The sequence below is a fragment of the Micromonospora sp. LOL_013 genome (genome assembly GCF_048060315.1).
Classification (GTDB): domain Bacteria; phylum Actinomycetota; class Actinomycetes; order Mycobacteriales; family Micromonosporaceae; genus Micromonospora_E.
Genome location: NZ_JBHMIQ010000032.1, coordinates 21134 through 43965 on the forward strand (window position 1 = coordinate 21134; position 22832 = coordinate 43965).

Annotated in this window: 24 protein-coding genes; 19 read left to right on the forward strand and 5 right to left on the reverse strand. The window is 71.1% G+C overall.

The window, feature by feature from the left end; all coding sequences use genetic code 11:
• Positions 1 to 50: 50 nt before the first annotated feature.
• Positions 51 to 1265: a D-arabinono-1,4-lactone oxidase gene (locus ACFHWS_RS20735; RefSeq protein ID WP_416568823.1), complete on the reverse strand. Its 1215-nt coding sequence runs from the start codon at positions 1263 to 1265 to the stop codon at positions 51 to 53.
• Positions 1262 to 3745 (reverse strand): glycogen debranching N-terminal domain-containing protein, encoded by a 2484-nt coding sequence (locus ACFHWS_RS20740; RefSeq protein ID WP_416568824.1) that lies wholly within the window; start codon positions 3743 to 3745, stop codon positions 1262 to 1264. The genes ACFHWS_RS20735 and ACFHWS_RS20740 overlap by 4 nt, the downstream gene beginning before the upstream one ends.
• A gap of 234 nt (positions 3746 to 3979) precedes the next feature.
• On the opposite strand from ACFHWS_RS20740, the gene ACFHWS_RS20745 reads away from it, so the two are divergent.
• A complete protein-coding gene (locus ACFHWS_RS20745) occupies positions 3980 to 4744 on the forward strand; it encodes an alpha/beta fold hydrolase (RefSeq protein ID WP_416556431.1) in 765 nt (254 codons plus the stop codon).
• On the opposite strand, the gene ACFHWS_RS20750 is transcribed toward ACFHWS_RS20745, so the two are convergent.
• On the reverse strand, positions 4711 to 5619 hold the full coding sequence (locus ACFHWS_RS20750; RefSeq protein WP_416556379.1) for an NAD-dependent epimerase/dehydratase family protein: 909 nt from the start codon (positions 5617 to 5619) through the stop codon (positions 4711 to 4713). The two genes, ACFHWS_RS20745 and ACFHWS_RS20750, sit on opposite strands and share 34 nt — an antisense overlap.
• Entirely contained in the window at positions 5616 to 6404 is a 789-nt protein-coding gene (locus ACFHWS_RS20755) for a sugar transferase (protein WP_416568825.1), read from the reverse strand. The genes ACFHWS_RS20750 and ACFHWS_RS20755 overlap by 4 nt, the downstream gene beginning before the upstream one ends.
• Positions 6405 to 6828: 424 nt before the next feature.
• On the opposite strand from ACFHWS_RS20755, the gene ACFHWS_RS20760 reads away from it, so the two are divergent.
• From ACFHWS_RS20760 to ACFHWS_RS20815, 12 genes are all read left to right on the forward strand, one after another.
• A complete protein-coding gene (locus tag ACFHWS_RS20760; RefSeq protein ID WP_416556381.1) occupies positions 6829 to 7419 on the forward strand; it encodes a hypothetical protein in 591 nt (196 codons plus the stop codon).
• On the forward strand, positions 7358 to 7759 hold the full coding sequence (locus ACFHWS_RS20765) for an amidase family protein (protein WP_416556382.1): 402 nt from the start codon (positions 7358 to 7360) through the stop codon (positions 7757 to 7759). The genes ACFHWS_RS20760 and ACFHWS_RS20765 overlap by 62 nt, the downstream gene beginning before the upstream one ends.
• Positions 7760 to 7958: 199 nt before the next feature.
• Positions 7959 to 8102 (forward strand): hypothetical protein, encoded by a 144-nt coding sequence (locus tag ACFHWS_RS20770; RefSeq protein ID WP_416556383.1) that lies wholly within the window; start codon positions 7959 to 7961, stop codon positions 8100 to 8102.
• Positions 8103 to 8373: 271 nt separating this feature from the next.
• Positions 8374 to 9135 carry a DeoR/GlpR family DNA-binding transcription regulator gene (locus tag ACFHWS_RS20775; RefSeq protein WP_416556384.1) on the forward strand — a complete coding sequence of 254 codons (762 nt, stop codon included), beginning with the start codon at positions 8374 to 8376 and terminating at the stop codon, positions 9133 to 9135.
• On the forward strand, positions 9132 to 10076 hold the full coding sequence (pfkB, locus tag ACFHWS_RS20780) for a 1-phosphofructokinase (RefSeq protein WP_416556385.1): 945 nt from the start codon (positions 9132 to 9134) through the stop codon (positions 10074 to 10076). The genes ACFHWS_RS20775 and pfkB overlap by 4 nt, the downstream gene beginning before the upstream one ends.
• Before the next feature lie 67 nt (positions 10077 to 10143).
• A complete protein-coding gene (gene mtlA / locus ACFHWS_RS20785) occupies positions 10144 to 11316 on the forward strand; it encodes a mannitol-specific PTS transporter subunit IIC (RefSeq protein ID WP_416556386.1) in 1173 nt (390 codons plus the stop codon).
• A 2-nt stretch (positions 11317 to 11318) separates the two neighbouring features.
• Positions 11319 to 11627 (forward strand): PTS lactose transporter subunit IIB, encoded by a 309-nt coding sequence (locus tag ACFHWS_RS20790; RefSeq protein WP_282230893.1) that lies wholly within the window; start codon positions 11319 to 11321, stop codon positions 11625 to 11627.
• Positions 11620 to 12087: a PTS sugar transporter subunit IIA gene (locus ACFHWS_RS20795; RefSeq protein WP_416556387.1), complete on the forward strand. Its 468-nt coding sequence runs from the start codon at positions 11620 to 11622 to the stop codon at positions 12085 to 12087. Before ACFHWS_RS20790 ends, ACFHWS_RS20795 begins: the two co-directional genes overlap by 8 nt.
• Positions 12084 to 13124: a zinc-dependent dehydrogenase gene (locus ACFHWS_RS20800; protein ID WP_416568826.1), complete on the forward strand. Its 1041-nt coding sequence runs from the start codon at positions 12084 to 12086 to the stop codon at positions 13122 to 13124. The genes ACFHWS_RS20795 and ACFHWS_RS20800 overlap by 4 nt, the downstream gene beginning before the upstream one ends.
• Positions 13125 to 13174: 50 nt before the next feature.
• The gene (locus ACFHWS_RS20805; protein WP_416556389.1) at positions 13175 to 13486 is read left to right on the forward strand and encodes an HPr family phosphocarrier protein; all 312 of its coding nucleotides are present in this window, start codon (positions 13175 to 13177) and stop codon (positions 13484 to 13486) included.
• Positions 13479 to 15128 carry a phosphoenolpyruvate--protein phosphotransferase gene (ptsP, locus tag ACFHWS_RS20810; RefSeq protein ID WP_416556390.1) on the forward strand — a complete coding sequence of 550 codons (1650 nt, stop codon included), beginning with the start codon at positions 13479 to 13481 and terminating at the stop codon, positions 15126 to 15128. Before ACFHWS_RS20805 ends, ptsP begins: the two co-directional genes overlap by 8 nt.
• 690 nt (positions 15129 to 15818) lie before the next feature.
• Positions 15819 to 16007, forward strand: a complete 189-nt coding sequence (locus tag ACFHWS_RS20815) for a hypothetical protein (protein WP_416556391.1) — start codon at positions 15819 to 15821, stop codon at positions 16005 to 16007.
• A gap of 50 nt (positions 16008 to 16057) precedes the next feature.
• On the opposite strand, the gene ACFHWS_RS20820 is transcribed toward ACFHWS_RS20815, so the two are convergent.
• Positions 16058 to 16600, reverse strand: a complete 543-nt coding sequence (locus ACFHWS_RS20820) for a snapalysin family zinc-dependent metalloprotease (protein WP_416568827.1) — start codon at positions 16598 to 16600, stop codon at positions 16058 to 16060.
• Positions 16601 to 16821: 221 nt separating this feature from the next.
• Here ACFHWS_RS20820 and ACFHWS_RS20825 point away from each other — a divergent pair, with 221 nt between their 5' ends.
• From ACFHWS_RS20825 to ACFHWS_RS20850, 6 genes are all read left to right on the forward strand, one after another.
• Positions 16822 to 17175 (forward strand): ArsR/SmtB family transcription factor, encoded by a 354-nt coding sequence (locus ACFHWS_RS20825; RefSeq protein WP_416556393.1) that lies wholly within the window; start codon positions 16822 to 16824, stop codon positions 17173 to 17175.
• Positions 17172 to 18845 carry a SulP family inorganic anion transporter gene (locus ACFHWS_RS20830; RefSeq protein WP_416556394.1) on the forward strand — a complete coding sequence of 558 codons (1674 nt, stop codon included), beginning with the start codon at positions 17172 to 17174 and terminating at the stop codon, positions 18843 to 18845. Before ACFHWS_RS20825 ends, ACFHWS_RS20830 begins: the two co-directional genes overlap by 4 nt.
• Positions 18846 to 19522: 677 nt before the next feature.
• Positions 19523 to 19990, forward strand: coding sequence for a helix-turn-helix domain-containing protein (locus tag ACFHWS_RS20835; RefSeq protein ID WP_416556395.1), 468 nt, complete (start codon positions 19523 to 19525; stop codon positions 19988 to 19990).
• 47 nt (positions 19991 to 20037) lie between these two features.
• Positions 20038 to 20592: a hypothetical protein gene (locus ACFHWS_RS20840; RefSeq protein ID WP_416556396.1), complete on the forward strand. Its 555-nt coding sequence runs from the start codon at positions 20038 to 20040 to the stop codon at positions 20590 to 20592.
• 6 nt (positions 20593 to 20598) lie between these two features.
• Entirely contained in the window at positions 20599 to 21831 is a 1233-nt protein-coding gene (locus tag ACFHWS_RS20845; protein ID WP_416556397.1) for an MAB_1171c family putative transporter, read from the forward strand.
• Between the two features lie 11 nt (positions 21832 to 21842).
• Positions 21843 to 22748 carry an oxygenase MpaB family protein gene (locus ACFHWS_RS20850; RefSeq protein WP_416556398.1) on the forward strand — a complete coding sequence of 302 codons (906 nt, stop codon included), beginning with the start codon at positions 21843 to 21845 and terminating at the stop codon, positions 22746 to 22748.
• Positions 22749 to 22832: the final 84 nt, after the last annotated feature.

The following is a 22832-nucleotide window of genomic DNA, read 5'->3' on the forward strand; positions in this document are numbered from 1 at the left end:
GCCGGACCGCAAGCCCGGTCACCAGCCCCACCAGCAGTCGAGCAGTTCGGTCACAGGCCCAGCAGCCGACGCAGGTAGTCGGTGAGGAACCGCCCGTCGGGATCGAGTCGCTCACGGACGGCGAGGAACCGGTCCGCCTGTGGGTAGCGGGCAAGCAGATCCCGGCCTTCCAGCCGGTGGATCTTCGCCCAGTGCGGCCGACCATCATGGGCCAGGAAGATCGGTTCCACATCGGCGAAGAACTCGCGGTACGGCAGCGTCGCGTTCTGGTGCACCGAGATGGTGATGCTGTCCCGACCGTACGCCGGGCTGAGGAACGCCTGATCGGCAGCCACATACCGGTAGAGCACCCGCCAGGCGGCGTGCTCCCGGTGCCGGGTCCGGATCCGGTGCCGGACCTCTCGGAAGCAGGCCGGACCGGCCGCAGCCGGAACGAAGTACTCGATCTCGTGGAAACGCAGGGACCGCCGTTTGATCAGCGCGGCGTCGCTGGAGCCGGTCCGTTCCTCGGTGCAGCCGCTGCCGGGCAGCGTGTCCGGGCCGGGATCGTCGGCAACCGGGTTCACCGTCCGCAGGTGCGCGTCGTCACGCCGCGGGTACCAGTAGAAGTCGACGTTACGGTTGACCGTCAGCAGTTCGTCGAACGTGGTCAGGCACGCCTCCACCGGCAGGCCCCACTCCCGCCGCCGGGCCTGGAACGCGGGGACCAGCCGGGTCCGCAAAGCGGTGAATACACCCAGCACGCCGAGCGACACCTGGGCGGCCGGCAACAGGTCGGGGTCGCTGTCGGCGTCGATCTGCACCGGTTGTCCGGCCGCGGTGACCAGTCGGACCCCAGTCACCTGGGCGGACAAATTCGGCAGGCCCAGGCCGCTGCCGTGGGTGCCGGTCGAGACGGCACCGGCGAACGCCTGGGTGTCAACGTCGCCGAGGTTCGGCATCGCGAGTCCGTGGTGGCGCAACTGACGACCCAGGTCGTGCAGCCGGGTGCCGGCACCGACCCAGATCTGCCGGTTGTGCGGTGGTTCGAGTACCCCGGCGGGCAGCCGGTCCAGGCTAAGCAGGACGTCCCCGGTCTGCACGAGCGGCGCGGATGAGTGCCCGGCGCCAACCGGCCGTACCGTCACCGCCTGCTCGGCGGCGGCGCGCAGGACGCGGCACAGTGCGGCGACCGACTCCGGCCGGGCCACCATGGCCGGCTCGAAGGTCAACCCACCGGACCAGTTGCGCCAGGTCGTGGTAGCGGTGACAGGCGGCGAGGTCACAGCGCCGCCCGCAGCGGATCACCGGGACGGCGGGTGCGGCGACGCGGCCGGGCCAGGTCACACCGGCCCCGGCCCAAGGCGTCGAGCAGGCCCCAGCGTCCCGGGATGTCATGCAGCTCGATGTGTCCCATCCCCTCCGGAACGGCCGGGTCGATGATCAGGTCGCCGTCGTACGGGTCGAGACCGAGCAGCACCCGCAGGAACAGTAGCGTCGCGCCGGCCGAGGTGGCGTGCGGGCTGCCTGCGGCGGAGTACGGGACGGGGTACTTGGTCAACGACCGATCGTAGCCGGCGAAGCACTCGGGCAGCCGGGCCCCGAAGTACTGCGACGCCTCCAGCACCGCCCCGGCCACCCGGGCTGCCTCCTCCCGGTAACCGTACCGCCACAATCCCCAGGCGATCAGCGAGTTGTCGAACGGCCAGATCGAGCCGGTGTGGTAACCCACCGGGTTGAACCGCCGTGCCCCGGTGCCGAGCGTGCGGATCCCCCAGCCGCCGAACAGTTGCGGACTCATCAGATGCCGGACGACCGACCGTGCCTTGGTGGGTTCCGCGATGCCGCTCCACAGCAGGTGCCCGATGTTGGAGGTGAGCGCGTCAACCTGGCCGCCGTCGGCCTGTAGCGCGTGGGCGTAGTAGCCGCGGTCGGCGATCCAGAAGTCTCGGTTGAACCGGTCCCGTAGCTCGGTCGCCTGCTGTTCGAGCCGGTCCGCGAAGGCGTGGTCACCCCAGCAGGTCCGGGCCAACCGGGCGCCGCGCATCCGCGCGTCATAGACGTATCCCTGGATCTCGCAGGTCGCCTGCGGGAAGGCCGCCTCCCGCCCGTCGTGAAAGCTGATCGCGCCCGGTGAGCACTTCCAGCTCTGGTTGAACAGCCCGGTGCGGGTCGGCCGGGGCCCGTACCAGACGTAGCCGGTGCCGACCAGATCCGCGTGTCGGTCGATCCAGTCCAGCGCCGCGCGGGCCTGGAACTCCATGTCGCGCACCAGAGCGGTGTCGCCGGTCCACCGTTCGTACTCGTCAAGCAACACGATGAACAGCGGAGTGGTGTCGGCGGCAGAGAAGTCTGCGGCGTGCGAGACCTCGTTGAACAACGCAGCCTCCGCATACCGGCTCTCCTGGGGGATCTTACCCGGCTGTTCGGCCCGAAACGGATCTTCGCGGGTGCCCTGGGCCAGCGCCATGATCGCCAACGCGGGCACGGTGGTGGCGGGCAGGAACGGTAGCGCCTGCAGGCAGCTGATCAGGCTGTCCCGGCCGAAGAACGTCATGAACCAGGGCATCCCCGCCGCCGGCAGCATGTCGCGGAAGTTGACGCCCTTGTAGCGCAGCGCCGCCAGATCGACGACGCTCTGCTGGTACGCCTCCCGTAGCGGTTCATGGTCACAGGTGAGTTTCGGTGCCCGGGCCATCCACTCGTCGAGTTCCCGGTGCACTTCGGGCTTGGGCCGCTCGGCGTAGCTGCGCAGACTCTCGCGCAGATCGCGGTTGCCGGCCCCACGGACGAAGGTCTTCACCGTCAGATCGGTGCACCAGGTGTCGTGGGCGTCAAGGGCCAGCTCGAAGGTCAAGCTGCCGGGATCAATGCGGGCCGGCACACTGCTGGACAGGATCGTTTCACGGAAATAGGTGCCCCGCTCGTAGCGGAACCGCAGCGCGTCAGGCTCGACCGTAACCTCGATTTCGCGCTCGGTGTGGTAACTGTCCTTGACCTCCAGCACCTCGGCGAAGTCGGCCCCGGCGTCGATGCGCAGGCTCAGCCGGACGGGCTCCTCCCGGTGGTTGAACACGGCGATCTGCTCGGTGAACGCGTCGCCGATCCAGCGGTGCCGGAACACCGAGATGGTGGCGTCCACGTAGTGCGTCGGCTCACCCGGCACCTGGAAGAACCGCGACTCGAAGTACTGCAGGTCGTCGATGGACAGGGTGTTCATCCGTTGCCCGTCGACGGTCAGCCGCCAGTAGGACAGGAAGCGGGTGTCGTAGAAGAACAATCCGAACGGCGCGGACGGCACCGGCTCGATGTCTCCCCGCCGGTCACTGACCATGAACATGTTTCCGTAGAGAATGCTGACCGGCTTCGCGGTGGCCGGCCGGGCACCGACCGGCTCGGCGACCGGTTGGGCCCTCGACGTCGCCCCGGCGCTGTCCGCATGAAGCGGCAGCAGGCGGCGGAAGGTCAGGAACAGCGGCAGATCGCCCCGGACCGACACGCCGTTGCGCAGGAGCAACGAGATGCTGTTGTCCCGGCCCTCGATCAGTGCCTGGAAGGTTTCCTCCGAGGTGTCGATGGTGCAGTCGATCTGCTCCGGGTCACGCTCGAGCACGGCATGCCCGTCGTGATACGTAACTGACCAGCTACGGACACCGCCGTCCGGGGCGGTGAGGTTGAACCGGATCGTGCCGCTGACCGGCGGCGGCAGTCGACCGTCGCCGCGCGCCTGGAGACCGTCGAAGAACTGACCGATCACGTCGGTCATCGCCGCTCCCCTCAGTCGTCCTCCGTCGGTTCACCTGGTGCCAGCATGGCCCGTCCACCATCTGCGGCGGATCACCCGGTGCGGGTGATCCGTGACCGGCAGGAGACGGAACGTCGACCACGGATGCCGAAAGTAACCAGATGAGGCAGAATGATCACAGGCCGTATCGGGGACATGGCATGTGCCGAAGCGAAGGAGGCCAACGACGTGAGTCACGACCGCACAGCCGCCGGGATGCGCTACTGGCAGACCGGCCGCGGCCGACAGGATGTCCTGCTTGTACACGGGTGGTGCTGTAACCACCGGTTCATGAAGCCACTCGCCGCCCATTTGGCCAGCTGGCGGCGGCGGATCATCTCGGTGGACATGCGGGGACACGGTGCAAGCCCCGCCGGAGACCGCGGCTTCAGCGTTCCCGAACTCGGTGCCGACCTGCGGGACCTGATGGTCGAACTCGAAATGGACGACGTCGTGCTGATCGGGCACAGCATGGGCGGGGTCTGGTCGTTGGCCGCAGCCGCGCAGGCGACCGACCGGGTCGCGGCGCTGCTGCTGCTGGACGCGTCGGTGGCCGTGCCGCCCGGTACCACGGAGCAGGTGGCCGCGCTGGCAGAGTCCGTCCGCAGCGCGGACCCGCGCCAGGCCCGGATCGACATCATCCGGTCGTACTTCATTCCCGAGTCGGACCCCCGGCTGGTCGACTGGACGATCGACCAGATGCTGCGGCCGCGTGACACCGTCGCCGCCGCCACCCTCGACGGTCTCGCCGACTTCGTCGAGGCCGGTGGCGACGCCGCGTTGACCGCGTGGGGACGCCGGCTGCTCTACATCGGTGGCCCGGCACCATTCGCCGACTACGGCCGGCTGCGGGAGCTCGTGCCCGAGGCCGTGATCGGCCAGGTGGTGGGCTCGGGCCACTTCTTCCAGTTCGAGGTGCCGCGGCAGACCAACGCGATGGTCCGCCGCTATCTGCGGCTGTGGGGGCCGCCGTCGTGGTGATCCGCAAGCAGGGCCTTCACCGAGTCCGTCAGGTCGTAGCTGGGTGACCAGCCGAGCACCTGCCGGGCACGGCTGATGTCTGCGCACATCCAGGGGACGGCGGCGGTCCGGTTCACCGTCGGGGAAAACTCCCCCGTACCGAGTTCGCCACTGTGACCAGCGGCCCGGGCCAGACAGGTGACCGCGTCCCGGACCCCGACCGGCCGCCCGCTGCCCACGTTGAACAGCCGGTGCGGCAGGCGGGTGGCGAGCGCGGCGGCGCGGACCGCGGCGGCGATGTCGCGCAGGTCGACGAAGTCGCGCACGGTGTCCAGCAGCCGCACCGCCAGCGGTGACCGCCCGCCGCAGCGCAGCAGAGCGGCCGCCCGCCCCAGAGCGCTGTCCGCCGGCAGGCCCGGCCCGACCGGGTTGAACACCCGCAACGTGACGACCTCGACCCGTCCGTCGGTGCTGGCCAGTTCGCCGAACTGGGTGGCGGCCAGGTGGCTGAACCCGTACGGGCTCACCGGCCTTGCCGGATCGTCCTCGCCCACCGGCCGGCCACTGGGCACGACGCCGTACTCGGCGGCGGAGCCGATCCGCACCAGCCGGGTGCCGGGCACGACGTCGGCCATCGCCTCGGCGAGCGCGGCCACAGCCAGTAGGTGGATCCGGATCAGCCCGGCGTTGTCACCAACGGTACGGCCGGCGCAGTTGACCACGACGTCCGGCTGGACGGCCGCGAGCAGCCGGGCGAGTTCGGCCACGCCCGTCGTGGCGAGATCGCAGTCGGCCCGGGTCGGTGCGGTCACCACCGCGTCCGCCGTGAGCGCAGCGTGGATCTGCCGGCCCAGCAGTCCGGTGGAGCCGAAGAGCAGGATCCTCGCCCGGCTCAACCGCGGCACCGGCCGGCCAGGTCACCGCGGGGTCGACGGGAGGTTGCTGCCAAACCGTCGGGCGCGGCGGCCGGGACCGGGTCGGCCGCCGGGACGGGGTCGGCCGCCGGGACGGGGTCCGGCGGCGTCGGGGTCCCGGTGAACTCGTGCCAGGTGACCGTCCCCGGCGCGGCGATCCCTTCCCGGCGCACCACCACCCGGACGGTCTCGACCAGGATCCGCAGGTCGAGCCGGAGACTGCGATTGTCCACGTACTCGATGTCGTAGGCGAACTTGTCCTCCCAGGCCAGCTCGTTGCGGCCGCGGACCTGGGCCAGGCCGGTGATACCGGGTCGCACCTCATGCCGTCGGGCCTGCCAGGGCGTGTAGATCTCCAGGTACTGCACCAGGTGGGGACGCGGGCCGACCAGGCTCATCTCACCACGCAGTACGTTCCACAACTCGGGCAGTTCGTCGAGGCTGCTGGCGCGCAGCCAGCGGCCGACAGGCGTGAGCCGGTCGGCGTCGGTGACCAGGCCGCGGGCCGGATCCACCTTGAGCATGGTGCGGAACTTGACCATCTCGAAGAGTTCGCCGTCCCGGCCGGGTCGCAGCTGCCGGAAGAACACCGGCCGGCCCAGCGTGACGAGGATAAGTAGGGCGACCCCCGCCAACAGCGGCGCGCCGACGACCAGGGCGGTCGCCGCGCCCACGACGTCGAACACCCGCTTGACCCGGTCGTAGCGGCGGGGACGACTGGTCGGAATCGTCGGTTCGGCTGCGAGGCGGGCCGCTGGCGAGGTCATGGACGGGCCTCCAGTAGTAGCTGCTCAACTGACAAAAGCTTTGTAACAGAATGAATACGACTAAGCGTGTCTTTCGCCGTAAATCGGAACATTGGTTGAGTCGTGGCCGTCGGCTCGAGTGAGGACGGGACCCGGACCGGTACGCTGATCCGCAGGTCAGCAGCACCGACCGGGCCGGCAGAGGGAGGGACGCGTGCCGCTGCGACGCCGGGGTTTCGACGGACCGGCCGGGTTGCGCGAGTTAACTCCGCGCTGCGACACATCCTGGTGCAGCAGACCGTCACGATCCGCGAACCGAGCCGGTTCCGCGCTCGCATCACCGAAGTGCCACTGGGACCCTCGCGGCTCATCTCCGCCGCAGTCGCCGCCCTGCCCTCCTCCCGCCGGCCGCACGACACCACCGGACCCGACGCCGCGGACGGGGGTGTTCCTGCTGCTCGGCCAGTGGGCCACCGGCAGCATCACGCATCGGGGCGGCACCGACCCGATCGGCCCGCACCGGCTGGTCGTCGTCCCCAGCTGGGAGGCGTTCGACGTCGATCAACCGGCACCGGCCCACGCGCTGTTCGTGGCACTGCCCCGCGCACTCGTCACGGCCCGCTTCTCCGGCATCGAGGGGCCGGTGCTCCGCGACGTTGGACCTGGTGGGCCGGGCGTTGTGCCGGCAGTTGCCGCACCTTATGACCGCAGCCGCAGCCGCCAGGGCCGGCCAGCGGTCGCCGCCATGGTCGACACCGCCCTCACCGCCACGCTGCACGGTGCCGGCGTCGCCGTCGACGCCGACCCGGTGGCCGCGCTGCGCACCGCGGCGGAACGGCTGCTCGATCACTCGCTGACCGAACCGGCGTTGTCGGTGCCGTGGTTGGCCGGCCGGCTGGCGGTGTCCCCGCGGCAGCTGCACCGGGCGTTCTTGGAGCGCTGTTCCGCACCCGGTACGGCGCCCTGCCCGCGCGGTGGCGCAGTCGCTGGCGGCGAAGCTGATCGAGGCGGCGGTACGCCGCATCGAGGAGCGTGACGCCGGGCTCGACGCGGTGGCCGCGGGGATGGTGCCGGCGGCGCACGCCAGCGACAGCGGCGGGTTCATCCGGATCCCGTCGGCCTGGTGCGGCGTCATCGGCTTCAAGCCGACCCGAGGCCCGCAACCCGGCCGGGCCGTACCGGGTGGACGACTGGTCGGGGCTCAGCCACGAGCACGCCATCACCCGCACCGTCGCCGGCTCCGCGTTGTTGCTGGCCGTCAGCAGCGGGTCGGCCGCTGGCGAGCCGTACCCGGTGGACGGATTCCGGTGGGCCGGTTCGACGGGCCCGGCCGGGCCCTGCGGGTCGGGCTGCTCACTGCGCCGGCTCGCCGGTGAGCTGGCTGCCGCTCTCGACGCATCGACCGGGTGCTCAGCCCGACCACCGCGCGGGCGGCACCACCGCTGGGGCAGCTGCACACCGACCGGCCAACCGGCGAGCGTTTCAGGAGATCCTCGCGATCTCGCCCTTCGTGGGGATGTTCAACGTGACCGGCGGCCGGCAATCAGTCTGCCCTGGGGGCGCGACGACGCCGGGATGCCGATCGGGATGCAGCTCGGCGCGCGGCCGGGCGGCGACCGCACCGTCCTCGCCATGGCGGCGGTGTTGGAGGCGGCCCGACCCGACCTGGTCAGGCCCGGCCCCGCCCCGGCGGGCACGGGTCACGGCCACCCGGCCTAACCCCGGCCGACCGGCGCCGCCGGTCGGACCTACCCCATTCGCTACGGCCGGCGCGGCCAGGCAGACAGCCATCTTCGGGTGGGCGACCGGCGGACGGCAGGTGGATGAGCGAGTTCCCGGTTGCGGCCGGCCTACCGGCCAAGGAGCGGCACCGCCGGTTCCGCAGGTCAGCCGAGCGGCCAAGATCCAAATTCGTTCGACGCCCCTCTTGACATCCCACAAGGTCGGGCGTAAACAAACCTGAAGCAAAACGAAACGGCGGTGAAACCACATGTACGCCGAGGAACGGCAGCAGGAGATCGTCCGACTGGCCCGGGCCGACGGGCGGGTCGACGTGACCGCGCTCGCCGAGTCGCTCAACGTGACCGCCGAGACGATCCGGCGCGATCTCACCACCCTCGAGCGGGCCGGCGTGCTGCGTCGGGTGCATGGCGGTGCGATCCCGGTCGAACGGATCGGCTTCGAGCCCGCGCTCGCCACCCGGGACGCGGTGCTGACCACCGAAAAGGAACGGATCGCCAAGGCCGCGCTGGCCGAGCTGCCTCACGAGGGCGCGATCATCCTGGACGCCGGCACCACCACCGCCCGGCTGGCCGCGATCCTGCCGGCCGACCGGGAACTCACCGTCGTGATCAACTCGCCGACGCTGGCCACCGTCCTCGGTGCCCGCAGCAACCTCAACGTCCTGCTGCTGGGCGGCCGGGTACGCGGTCGCACGATGGCCACCGTCGACGACTGGGCGCTTCGTCCGCTCGCCGACGTGTACGTCGACGTGGCCTTCATCGGCACCAACGGCTGTTCCGTCGAGCGTGGCCTGACCACACCTGACCCGGCCGAGGCGGCAGTCAAGCGGGCCATGATCGGCGCCGCCCGCCGATCGGTCGTACTGGCCGACCACACCAAGATCGGCAACGACTACCTGGCCCGGTTCGGCCGGCTCGCCGACATCGACACACTGATCACCGACAACAGCCTCAACGCGGACCTCGTCGCCGAGGTGGAGGCGGCCGGACCACGGGTGGTACGGGCATGATCCTCACCCTCACCCTCAACCCCAGTCTGGACCGCGCCGTCGAGATCGACGACCTGGTCCGCGGCGAGGTCATCCGGGCCACCGGTGCCCGCCTGGACCCCGGCGGCAAAGGCGTCAACGTTTCCCGGGCGCTGCTCGCCAACGGCGTACCGTCGGTCGCCGTGCTGCCCTGCGGCGGCGACGAGGGCGGTCAACTCGTCCGGCTGCTGGCTGCCGAGGGGGTCGAGGTGGTCGCCGTGCCGATCGCCGGGCGGACCCGGTCCAACATCACCCTCGCCGAGCCGGACGGCACCGTCACCAAGGTGAACGAGCCCGGGCCAACCCTGAGCCGGGACGAGTTCGACGCGATCACCACCCGGCTGCTGGACACCGCGCACCAGGCCGACTGGGTGGTGGTCTGCGGCAGTCTGCCACCGGGGCTGCCGGTGGACGGGTTCACCGCGCTGTGCCGGCAGTTGCTCGACGCCGGGCTCCGGCTCGCCGTCGACACCAGCGGCCCACCGCTGCGGGCCGCCGCTGAGGCCGGAGCCGATTTGGTCAAACCCAACCGGGAGGAGCTGGCCGAGGCCGTCGGGCGGCCGCTGGACGGCCTCGGCGACGTGGTCGACGCCGCCCAACAGGTCCGCGCCTGGGGTGCCGGCACCGTGCTGGCCAGCCTCGGGGCGCAGGGTGCCGTGCTGGTCGACGCCGACGGAATGCGCACCGGCGACTCCCCGGTCGACCAGCCGCGCAGCACGGTCGGCGCCGGTGACGCGCTGCTCGCCGGTTTCCTCGCCGCCGGTGCCAGCGGGCCGGACGCCCTCGCCGAAGGGCTGGCCTGGGGGGCGGCGGCGGTCAGCCTGCCGGGCAGCCGGATGCCGGGGCCGGCCGATCTGCGCCGGCACACCGTACGACTGCACCCCCGACCGGATGACCTGCAACAACTCGCCATCCAAGGATGACCCGTCACCTCGATACCCAGACCGATCGCCTACTCCCTACCCCCGCACATAGAAGGAGCAGTAGAGCATGGCCACCGACTACACACCCCAGGTGCAGGGCACCGGGGTAAAGGCCACAATCCAGAGACTCGGCGGATATCTCGCCGGCATGGTGATGCCCAACATCGGCGCGTTCATCGCCTGGGGTCTGATCACCGCGCTGTTCATCCCCACCGGATGGATCCCCAACGCGACCATGGCCGAACTGGTCGGGCCGATGATCACGATGCTGCTGCCGATCCTGATCGGCTACACCGGCGGCCGGCTCGTGCACGGTCAGCGCGGCGCGGTGGTCGGCGCGGTCGCCACGGTCGGCATCATCGTCGGCGCCGACGTACCGATGTTCCTCGGTGCGATGATCATCGGCCCGCTGACCGCGTACCTGCTGAAGCTCTTCGACGGCCTGGTCGAGGACAAGATCCCGGCCGGCTTCGAGATGTTGATCAACAACTTCTCCGCCGGCATCATCGGCGGTGGCATGGCACTGGTCGGTATCTGGGTGATCGGCCCGGTGGTGCAGGCCGTCACCGACGCCGCCGGCTCCGCGGTGGACTGGATGGTCGGTCACAGCCTGCTGCCGTTCGTGTCCATCCTGGTCGAGCCGGCCAAGGTGCTGTTTCTCAACAACGCGATCAACCACGGCGTGTTCGGTCCGCTGGGCGTCGCCGAAGCCGCCGAAGACGGCAAGTCCATCCTGTTCATGATTGAGTCGAACCCCGGGCCGGGCCTCGGCCTGCTGGTCGCCTTCCTGCTGTTCGGGCCCCGGCTGCTGCGCGCCAGCACCCCAGCGGCGATCATCATCCACTTCCTCGGCGGCATCCACGAGATCTACTTCCCGTACGTGCTGATGAAGCCGCGGCTGATCCTCGCCATGATCGCCGGCGGCGCGGCCGGTGTCTGGACCTTCATGGTCACCGGTGCCGGTCTGGTTGCCACCCCGTCTCCGGGCAGCATCTTCGCCTACCTGGCGGTCACCCCGCGAGGCGGCTGGTTCCCGGTCCTGCTCGGCGTGATCATCTCGGCGGCGGTCTCCTTCGCGGTCGCCTCGGTGCTGCTCGGCTTCGGCCGTGGCGAGGGCAAGGAACCGGTCGAGGAGAACACCGGTCCGCAGGCCGCCACCACGGACGCACCCGCCGCCGCGCACGCGTACCACGCCACCCCGACCGCCGGTACCCACCGGCCGACCGCCACGGAGGCATGACGATGGCCACCATCGACGCCCAGAGCATCCGCAAGGTCGTCGTCGCCTGCGACGCCGGCATGGGCAGCAGCGTCATGCTCGCCAGCCAGCTGCGCAAGCAGCTCAAGAAGCAGCAGGTGACCGTCGAGCACACCCCGGTCAACTCCATCCCGGCCGACGCCGACGTCGTCGTCTGCCACCAGGGGCTCGCCGACCGGGCCCGCGTCAGCGCGCCCGGCAAGGTGGTCGTCCCGGTGCAGATCTTCCTCGGCGACCCGGCCGTCGCCCGGCTGGTGGCCGTGGTGCAGCAGGGCGGCCAACTCGATGGCTGAACCACAAACGGACCCCGGCGCTCTGCTCGAGCGCCGGGCCGTCCGGTTGACCGAACAGGCCGACGATCGGGTCGCCGCCGTGCGCCGCTGCGGCGAGGTGCTGGTCGAGCTCGGTGCGGTCACCGAGGAGTACGTCGCCGCGATGCTGCAGCGCGAGCAGTCCATCTCCACCTACGTCGGGGAAGGTGTGGCGATCCCGCACGGCACCCTGTCCGGCAAGGAGGCGGTACGCCGCGACGCGCTCGCCGTGCTGCGCTTCCCAGACGGGGTGGACTGGGCCGGATCCCCGGTCAGCGTCTGCGTGGCGATCGCGGCGCGCGGCGACGGCCACGTGGAGCTGCTCGCCGCCCTCGCCCAGATCCTGCTCGACCCGGAACAGGCCCGCGAGCTGCGTGAGGCCACCGAGATCGACGACGTGCTCCGGCTGCTCGCGCCGGTAGGAGAGGAGAGCTCCACATGAAGGTCGTCCGGTTCCACTCCCCCGGCGACGTCCGGATCGAGGAGGCACTGCCGCCGCAGCCCGGCCCCGGCGACGTGTTGATCCGCGTCCGGGCCTGTTCGACCTGCGGCACCGATGTCAAGATCCGCAACTACGGTCACCACCACATCGCGCCGCCCCGGGTGATGGGCCACGAGATCGCCGGCGAGGTCGTCGAGGTCGGCGCCGAGGTCGCCGGATGGCAGGCCGACGACCGGGTCCAGGTGATCGCAGCCATCCCGTGCGGCACCTGCGGCGAATGCCGGCGCGGCCGGATGACGGTCTGCCCCAACCAGGAGTCAATGGGCTACCACTACGACGGTGGGTTCGCCGAGCACATGGTGGTCCCAGCCAAGGTGCTCGCCGTCAACGGGCTCAACCGCATCCCGGACGGGGTCAGCTACGCCGAGGCGTCGGTGGCCGAGCCGCTCGCCTGCGTACTCAACGGGCAGAACCTGGCCCGGGTCGGCCCGGGCGACGACGTCGTCATCATGGGCTCCGGCCCGATCGGCTGCTTGCACGTCCGGCTGGCCCGCTCGCGCGGTGCCGCCCGGGTCTTCCTGGTTGACGTCAACCGTGAGCGGCTCGACCTGGCCGCCGCGCTGGTGCATCCCGACGCCACCGTCTGCGGCGCCGAAACCGACGTGATCGACGAGATCAAGAAGTTGACCGACGGACGCGGCGCCGACGTGGTGATCACCGCGACCGCTGCCGGCGTCGCTCAGGAACAGGCGCTGCAGATGACCGCCCGGCAGGGCCGGATCAGCTTCTTCGGCGGTCTACCCAAGGACAAACCGGTCATCGCCTGCGACTCCAACCTGGTGCACTACCGGGAGCTGACCATCGTCGGCGCCAACGGCTCCAGCCCGTCACACAACGCCGAGGCGCTCACTCTGATCGCCAGTGGCGCGGTCCCGGTCGCCGACCTGATCACCCACCGGCTGCCGCTGGATCAGGCCCTCGACGCCTTCGACGTGGTCGCCCGAGGCGAAGCCATCAAAGTCACCATCGAACCCTGACCCAGGAATCCATCGAGCCCTGACCCCCACCAGGGACAAAGGAGGCAGACATGCCTACCCGTACCGTCACCGTCGGCTCCGCCAGCGGCCTGCACGCCCGGCCCGCCGCGTTGTTCGTCGCCGCCGCCGCAACCGCACCGGTGCCGGTGATGATCAGCACCGCCGGTCGCCCGGCGGTGCCGGCCCGCAGCATGCTCTCGGTGCTTTCCCTCGGCGCGAAGCAGGGCACCGAGGTGACCCTGGAGGCCGACGGTGACGGCGCCGACGCCGCGCTCGACGAGCTGGTCGCGTTGCTCGCCCGCGACCTCGACGCCGAGCCCGGCGGTGACGGCGCCGGTGCCACGGCGGCCGGTCGTGGCTGAGCTGCACACCGGGCTCGGCGTCAGCACCGGGCTGGCCGCCGGCCCGGTGCACCGGGTGGCCGAGGCACCCCGGCTGCCCGCGCCGGTGCCGGTCGACGACCCGGCCGCCGAGGCGGACCGGGCGGTCGCTGCCCTGGTGGCGGTCGCCACCGAACTGGGCCGGCGGGCGGGCACCGCGACCGACCCGACGGCGGCGGAGATCCTGCGGGCGCAGGTGATGATGGCCGAGGACCCGGTGCTGCACGAGGCGGCACGAGCCCGCGTGGCCGCCGGTGCCGACGCGCCGCACGCCATCGACGCCGCGCTCGCCGAGCACCGGGCGGCGTTCGCGGCCGCCGGCGGGTACCTCGCCGAACGGGTCGCCGACCTGGACGACCTGCGCGACCGTGCGGTCGCGGTCTGCCTGGGCGAACCGATGCCCGGCGTGCCCGACCCGGGCGTGCCGTTCATCCTCAGCGCCCGGGACCTGGCCCCGGCCGACACCGCCGGGCTCGACCCGGCCCGGGTGCTCGCCCTGGTCACCGCAGCCGGCGGGCCGACCAGCCACACCACCATCGTGGCCCGGGCGCTCGGGTTGCCAGCGGTCGTGCGATGCCCGGGCATTCTCGACGTACCGGACGGCACCCTGGTCACTGTGGACGGCACAACCGGCGACGTCACCGCCGGAGTCGACGACGACACTGTCGCCGAGACCTGCCGGCGGGAACAGCACCGCCGGGCGGAACTGACGGCGACCAGCGGCCCGGGACGCACCGCCGACGGACATCCGGTGACCCTGCTGGCCAACGTCGGCTCCGCCGCCGACCTCGTCGACGATGTGGAAGGCGTCGGCCTGTTCCGCACCGAACTGCTCTACCTGGACCGCGCCGAGCCGCCCGGTCACGACGAGCAGGTCACCGCGTACGCGAAGGTGTTTACCGCCGCCGGTGACCGCAAGGTGGTGCTGCGGACCCTGGACGCCGGCGCGGACAAACCGTTGCCGTTCCTGCACACCGGCGAAGAGCCGAACCCGGCGCTCGGCGTACGCGGACTGCGGACCGCCCGGCGCCGCCCCGAGGTGCTGCGCACCCAGCTCGACGCGATCGCACAGGCCGCTGGGGCCACCGGCACCGAGGTGTGGGTGATGGCACCGATGGTGACCACGCCGGCGGAGGCGGCCCAGTTCGCCGAGCTGGCCCGCGCGGTCGGGCTACCCACGGTGGGCGTGATGGTGGAGGTGCCGGCGGCCGCGCTGCGGGCCGAGGCGCTGCTGCGGCACGTCGATTTCCTCAGCATCGGGACCAACGACCTGAGCCAGTACGCGTTCGCCGCCGACCGCCTCTGCGGCGACCTGGCCGATCTGCTCGACCCGTGGCAGCCGGTGCTGCTGGAGCTGATCGCCATCTGCGCGCAGGCCGGCGCGGCCGCCGGCAAACCGGTCGGGGTCTGCGGTGAGGCGGCCGCCGACCCGGCCCTGGCCGTGGTGTTGACCGGGCTCGGGGTGTCCAGCCTGTCGATGTCGGCCCGGTCGGTGCCGGCGGTGCGGGCCGCACTCGCCGCGCATACCCTGGCCGACTGTCAGCGGCTGGCCCGTGCCGCGCTGGCCGCGCCGGACGCAACGGCCGCCCGCGCGGCTGCCTCGGCCGGCCCGGCCGCCGGTTGACCCGGCCGCCGGCGACGGGATGGCTAGGCGCCGGCCAGTTCGTCAGCGGGTGCCGCACGGCACCGTAGATCCGGTGCCGTGCGGCACGTGCGGACGGCAGCGGCGCAGCCGGGCGGCGACAGCCAGCGCCGGTAGCCACGGATGGCGGCCTCGCCCGGTCCGGCACGGGTCCCCGGGCGGCGGTCGCCGTCAGCGCGCCGACGGTCAACAGGGTCGAGAACAGTCCCAGGTCGCAGCAGTCACAGCCATCGCAGCAGCCATCGGCACCTTCCCGGCGCTGCAGGGCCGCGGTGGACTGCCGACGCTGAACGAGTCGTTCAACGCGCCGGTGCTGCGTGAGGTGGCCCAGGCGGCGTACCCCAAGGTCGCCCGGCAGGTGAACCCCGCAACACCGTAGGATCAAGCAACGCTGGATTCTGGGGAACTCGTTCAACACCGAGACGTACAAGGAGATCTTCTCCCTGGCCAGCCGGCAGTTCCGGACGTGAGGTACACGGTGGTGATGCTGCACGAGGGCCCGCACGGGCTGGGCGACAACGTCAACCCGCTGTTCGCCGACCCGGTGCGCACCGAGCAGACCGACGGTCGACGGCAACACCCTGGTCCGGTACGACTACCCGCGGCGGACAACGTGCTGGCCCGTGACGTCGCCGGCACCCATTACCTGGAGACTTCCAACGTGGGCAACTCGTGCGGCGCGTTCCACCCGCTGTCGGGTCGGTCCCGGCCGGTCCGCCGTTGCCGTTCGTGCAGAGCAACGACTACTCGGTGTTCAGCGTCCTGGACACCGGCACCGGTGAGGTGACCAGCTACCGCTACGACGTGCGTACCCCGGATGTCACACCGGTCGTGCTGGGCCGGTTACCGCTCGGCGCCTGATCGGCGACGGTCCCGCCACCGGCGGGGCCGGTGGCGGGACCGCAGTCGGTTCAGTTGCCGGCCCACACGTAGGACCTGCCGGTGGTGGCGGCGTCGGTGGCGCGGACGAACAGTTGGTCGACCCGGGCCGCCTCGGCTGCACTCGGGTAGGCATTGCGGCAGGACACCGGCGCGCTGCTGCCGGACATCAGGTCGGAGCAGAGCCCGGTACGCCGGTCCGGCAGCCCGAGGATGTGTCCCCACTCGTGGGTGGCGATCCGGGTCCGGTCGTAGCCCTGATCCACTGCCTGGGTACCCATGTAGATCCGGCCGGCGCCCAGCCGGGTGACGTACGCCCGGGGCCAGCCGCTGTCGACGTAGATCACGACCGACGCCGGGCTGCCCGGCTGCAGCCGGACGTTGTCCACGCTGCTGTTCCAGATCTGCGCGGCCTGGGCGAAGTTGGTCGCGAACTGGCCGGCGCGGCTCGCGTCGTAGTAGATCGTGGTCACTGCGGCCGAGGCCGGCGCGGTGGCCACGACCTGGACACCGATCAGCGACAGGATGACGGTGACCGTCGCGAGGATCGCCCGGACGGTGCGTTGTCTCGGCATGGCATGGCTCCTTGGGAACGGGCCGCGATACCGGTCGGTATCGACTGGTATCGCTCACCGTAGGGCAACTTAATCGATGTACACCTATCCCATTTCGCTCATAGCGCGTCCCGCTGGCAGAGCCTCGCGGCGCACCCAGCAGGCCGGACCCAACGTGACGACTCGCACAGCACGGGCCCCCGCCAGCAGATGATGACTTGAAGAAGTCTTCAATTGCACACATGCCAGTGCCGCTCTACCAGAAGAAGGCCGAGTTTTTCCGGATGCTCGGCCACCCGGTGCGGATCCGGGTGCTCGAACTGCTCGGCGAGCGCCCCCGCCAGGTCCGCGAACTGCTCGCCGAGATCGACGTCGAGGCGTCGAACCTGTCCCAACAGCTCGCGGTGCTGCGCCGGGCCGGGATCGTGGTCTCCAGCCGGGACGGCTCCGCCGTCACCTACGCCCTGGCCGGGCCGGACGTCGCGGACCTGATGCGGGCGGCCCGGCGAATCCTCACCGAGATGCTGGTCGACCAGACCGAGTTGCTGGCCGAACTGCGGGACGTGTCGGCCCACGCCCCGTCGGGGCGCGGATGAGCACCGGGGCCGGGGCGCGCCGGCTGCTGCCGCAGACCGCAGACTGGCGGGCCGTCCGCCGGCAACCGGGCCGGGATCTGCTGGCCGGGCTCACCGTGGCGGTCGTGGCCCTGCCGCTCGCCCTCGGCTTCGGTGTCGCCTCCGGGTTGGGCGCCGCCGCCGGGCTGGTCACCGCCGTCGTCGCCGGTGCCCTCGCTGCGGTCTTCGGCGGATCGAACCTGCAGGTCTCCGGACCCACCGGCGCGATGACGGTGGTACTGGTGCCGATCGTGGCCCAGTTCGGGCCCGGCGGGGTACTCACCGTCGGGCTGCTGGCCGGGCTGATCCTGATCCTGCTGGCGCTGGTGCGGGCAGGTCAGGTCGCCCGGTACATGCCGGCCCCGGTGATCGAGGGCTTCACCGCCGGCATCGCCGGGGTGATCCTGCTGCAGCAGATCCCGACGGCGCTCGGCGTGCACGTCCAGGGCGAGCGGGTGCTTGCGCTGACCGGGCAGGCGGTGGCGGCGTTCGTCCGACAGCCGCAGTGGCCGTCGCTGCTGATCGCCACCGCCGTCGCCGCTGCGATGCTGGCCGGAGCACGGTGGCGGCCAACCGTGCCGTTCTCGCTGCTGGCTGTCGCCGCAGCGACCGTGACGACGGCGTTGTCCGGGTTGCCGGTGCCGACCATCGGCGTACTGCCGGCCAGCCTGCCGGCACCGTCGCTGGCCTTCCTGGACCTGGCGGCGGTGCCGGCGCTGGCGACCTCGGCGATCGCGGTCGCCGCCTTGGCCGCCTTGGAGAGCCTGCTCTCGGCCACGGTGGCGGACGGCATGTCGGTCGGTCAGCGACACGATCCCGACCGGGAGCTGTTCGGCCAGGGCGTGGCCAACCTGGTGACGCCGCTGTTCGGCGGGGTGCCGGCCACCGCGGCGATCGCCCGAACGGCGGTCAACGTCCGAGCAGGTGCCGGTTCCCGACTGGCCGCGCTGTCACACGCGCTGATCCTCGCGCTACTCATGGTCGTGGCGGCTCCGCTGGTCAGCCACATTCCACTGGCCGCGCTGGCCGGGGTGCTGATCGCCACCGCCATCCGGATGGTCGAGGTGAGCGCGCTGGCCGCGCTGGCCCGAGCCTCGCGTTCCGACGGGCTGGTAATGGCACTCACTGCAGCGACCACCGTACTGCTGGACCTGGTTACCGCGGTGCTGGTGGGTCTGGTCCTGGCTGGCGGGCTGGCGCTGCGCAGGATCGCCCAGGCGGTACGGCTGGACCGGGTGCCGCTGGACACCGGCGACCACCACGCCGAGGAGCAGGCGCTGCTGGCCGAGCACATCGTGGCGTACCGGCTGGACGGGCCGTTGTTCTTCGCCGCCGCGCACCGGTTCCTCCTGGAGCTTTCCGAGGTCGCCGACGTACGGGTAGTGATCCTGCGGATGTCGCGGGTGTCCACCATCGATGCCTCCGGCGCGTTGGTGCTGTGCGACGTGGTGGAGCGATTGGAGCGGCGCGGCATCGTCGTCTACCTCTCCGGGTTGCGACCCGGACATCACAAGGCGCTCACCGCGTTCGGACTGCTGCCCCGGCTGGACGGACTCGGCCGGGTCTTTCCCGACACACCGGAGGCGATCGCCGCAGCCCGAGCCGTCCTCGGCCAGTCGGACAGGACCCGGGACGACGGCGTCACCCCTTGAGGGCAGTGCGCCAGGCCCTCGATATGAAACTGCCGCTGGGCGATGACGAGGACAATCAGCACCGGGAACGCGGTCAGCGACGCCGCGGACAACGGCACGATCTACATCGGACCGCTCTACACGTGGACGAACTGGGTCAACGCCTGCGGCAGGGTGAACTTCTCCGGGGCGGACAGGAAGACGACCGGCTCCAGGTAGAGGTTCCAGCGGTGCAGGAAGGTAAAGATCGCCACCGCGCCCAACGCCGGGCGGGCCTACGGCAACGCGATCCGCCAGAAGGTGGCGAACCGGCCGAACCCGTCGGCCCGGGCCGCCTCCTCCAACTCGGCACCGACCGCAGCCGGTGGTATCTGTGCTACGAAGCCGGCCAGCGGGACAGCACCCGGATCGCGGTGGCCCGGGCGATGTGACAGCCGTCCGGGTGGCCGCTGGCCGGTGGGGTGAGGGGCGCCCCCATTCCGCGCCCCTCACCCCACCGGCGGCATCGAGGTCGGCCACTCCAGGTCGGCCACTCCAACGGGTTGGTCAGCCTCAGGTCGTGATCGTATACTGACTCGGCGTATGGTCGTCAACCGAAATTAACCACAGCGCCAACGTGGCTAATCTTAGCTGCAGTTCCCAATCAGATCTTAGCTGTAGTTCCCCAGATCTCAGCTGCACATCCGACGGAGGTAGCCGTGACGGGCGGCACCACCCCCCCTGCCGGATCGGGATCAAGCCTGGCCGACAAGCTCAACCTGCTCTTCGAGACGGTCCGGCCAGCCCGCCGCGCCCCGTACACCTCACGGGAGGTGGCCGACGCCATCCGGGACCGGGGCGGCTCCATCTCCGACGTGTACATCTGGCAGCTGCGCACCGGGCGGCGGACCAACCCGACCAAGGAGCATCTGGAGGCGCTCGCTGACTTCTTCGACGTGGACCCGGCGTACTTCTTCGACCGGCGCCGTTCCAGCGAGATCGAGCGGGACCTGCATTCGCTGCAGGCAATGCGCAACCTCAAGGTACGCGCGGTGGCGACCCGGCTGAGCGCGCTGCCCGAGGCACAACTCGACGCGGTCGGCGACATCCTCGACCGGGTGGTCCAGGCGCTGGAGAACCGTCACGCCGAGGGCGGACACGGCGCCGACGGACAGCAGAACCTGTGATCGTCATGCAGTGGCGACGGACGGACCAAGCTGAGGGAAGCACGGACATGAAGTCATCCCCGCTGCGCCGGACCTGCCGCGACCGGCTACGTCAGCTCGGGGAACAGGGCCTGCGGATGCCCCGGCCGTTCAACGCGCCACAACTGTGCCAGCGGGTCGGTGTGGTGCTCGGCCAGCGGATCACCCTGGTCGGCGTGCCGATGCCCGCCGGTGCGCCGTTCGGGCTGACCTTCTTCACCGACGCCGGTCACGTCGTCGCCTACGAGGAACGCACCAGCCGGGTGCACCGGGACCACATCATCGCCCACGAGATCGGCCACATCCTGCTCGGCCACCGCGCCCTTGCCCTCGACGACCAACAGGCCAGCCAGCTGCTGATGCCGGCGCTGCGCCCCACTCTGGTGCACCGGGTACTCGCCCGCACCGGGGTGTACGGCCGGGGCGAGGAGCAGGAAGCCGAGATGATGGCGACCATCCTGCTGGAGGCCGCCGCCCGCGAGACCGACCTCGGATCGGCACCCGCCCGCGACGATGCCGGGCCGGTCACCGACGCCGCGCTGGAGGCCCGGCTGCGGCACGGGCTCGAACCACCGCCCCGGTGAGCGCCGATGGACATCCCGCTGTACGCGGTCTGCGCCGCCGCCGGCTGGCTCGCCTTCGGCTACAAACTGGGTGACCTGCGGCGGGACCGCGACAACCGGGTGCTGCGAGCGATGGTGTACGCCTTCTGTTCGTTCGCCGCCGGAGTGACCGTCGCCGTCCGCCCGGTCGCCGAGGCGGTGGACCGGATCACCGGGCTGCCTAACCTCGCCAAGCTGCTGGCGCACGCCGGAGTGATGGGGGTCGCGGCCAACTCCGAGATCCTGCTGCTGTTCCTGGCCCTGCCGCCAGCGGTCGCGGCCCACCGGGTCCGGCGTCGGGTGATCGCCTCGATGACCGCGTTCGGGCTGCTCACCGTACTCTGGGCGACCACGTTGGCCGGTGCCGCACCGGTCCGGTTGGTGGTCGAGGACGCCACTCATCCGGCGGTCGCCGGCTACCTGGTCGTCTACCTGATCGTCTCTGTCTGCTATGCCGCCGACCTGGCCCGGCTCTGCTGGCGCTTCTCCCTGGTCACGCCACGTCGGTGGCTCCGTCGTGGATTGCGGATCACCGCGTTCGGCGCGGCCGCCGCGCTGCTGTATTGCGCCACCAAGGCCGGCTACCTGGTCGCCTACCTGGTCGGCCGGGAACCGGCCGGCGAGCCGCAGATCGCGGCGGTCCTGGTGACCGTCGGTGCGCTCAGCATGCTGATCGGTCTCACCCTGCCGACCTGGGGTCCCACCATGGACACCGGGCAGGCCTGGTTGCGGCGGCACCGGTCGTGGCACCGGTTGGCACCACTGTGGCGGGCGGTCAGCGCGGCGCAACCGCACCTGGTCCTCGACGACCGGGCCCACCACCGGCGGGTGGCCCTGCGCGACATCGACTACGCGCTGCACCGTCGGATCACCGAGATCCGGGACAGCCGGCTGGCGCTGCGCCCGTACATCGACCGCCGGATCGCACCGACGGCCGACCGGCTGGCCGCAGCCGCCGGCCTGACCGGCCCCGACCGTGCGGCGCTGGTCGAGGCGGCGATGATCGCCGCCGGAGCGCGGCGGGCCGCAACCGGCAGGCCGGTGCGGGAGCCGGACTTCTCCGAGCCGCACGATCCGCCGAACGGCTATCCTGGCGAAGTCGCCTGGTTGAGTCGGGTGACCGAATGGTTCAGCCGCTCCCCGCTGGTCGACCAGGTGCTGGCCGCCGTCGCGTCGTCGCCCGAGCCACGGTCCGCGCCACCACCGCCACACCGATCCTGAACGGGGCCTTCGTGCAGCCGCACCGCTACGCCAACCTCCGACGTAACCGATACGCCAACCTGCGGCGGATCCGCACCCTCGATCCGCAACTCGACTACCTCGAGATCTATCAGACGATGGTGCGATACGAGTTTCCGTGGGACAGCAAACTCGGCCTGAACCTGGCGTTCAACCGGTCATTCTCGCTGCCCCGGGTCGCCGCCCTGCACGTGCGCACCGGGGAGCTGCTGCACCACACCCGCAAGCGGATCGACGACACCGGACTGCTGATGTACGAGATGATCCTGCACGGTCTCGACGCCCCGCGCGGTCGCGACGCGATCCGGCGGACCAATCAGATCCACCGCCACTACGACATCGCCGACGACGACTATCGCTACGTCCTCGGTTGTCTGGTGGTCGTCCCGATCCGCTGGCTGGAGCGGTACGGCTGGCGGCGGCCCTGCTGCCATGAACGGAACGCCACCTACCACTACTATCGCGAACTGGGTCGACGGATGGGCATCCGGGACATCCCGGGCTCCTTCCGCGAGTTCGACACCTGGTTCGACGACCACGACCGGACGCACCTGCGCTACAACGACGACGCCGCGTCAATCGAGCGGGCCACCCGGGCGCTGCTGCGCGGGAAAATCCCACGGTCACTCGCGCCGTTCGGTGACGCGTTGGTCGCCGCCATCTACGACGACCGACTGCGGGCCGCGACCGGGGTGGCCACGCCGAACCCGGCGGTACGCGCGGGTCTGCACGCCGGGCTGCTGCTACGCGCCGCGCTGCTGCGCTGGGCCGGCCGACCGCGGCGGACCCCGCTGTTCGCCGACGGTATCCGCACACCCACGTATCCGGACGGGTACGACATCACCCGGCTCGGCCCGGTCACGACGCAACCCGGCCACCACACCCAGGAATCGTCGTAGTCGAGCAGGCACACTGAGTCGATCACGTTCGGTGGATGTGGTCACAGTCCGGGTACGAGTCCGACCATCAGTGCGACGCACCCT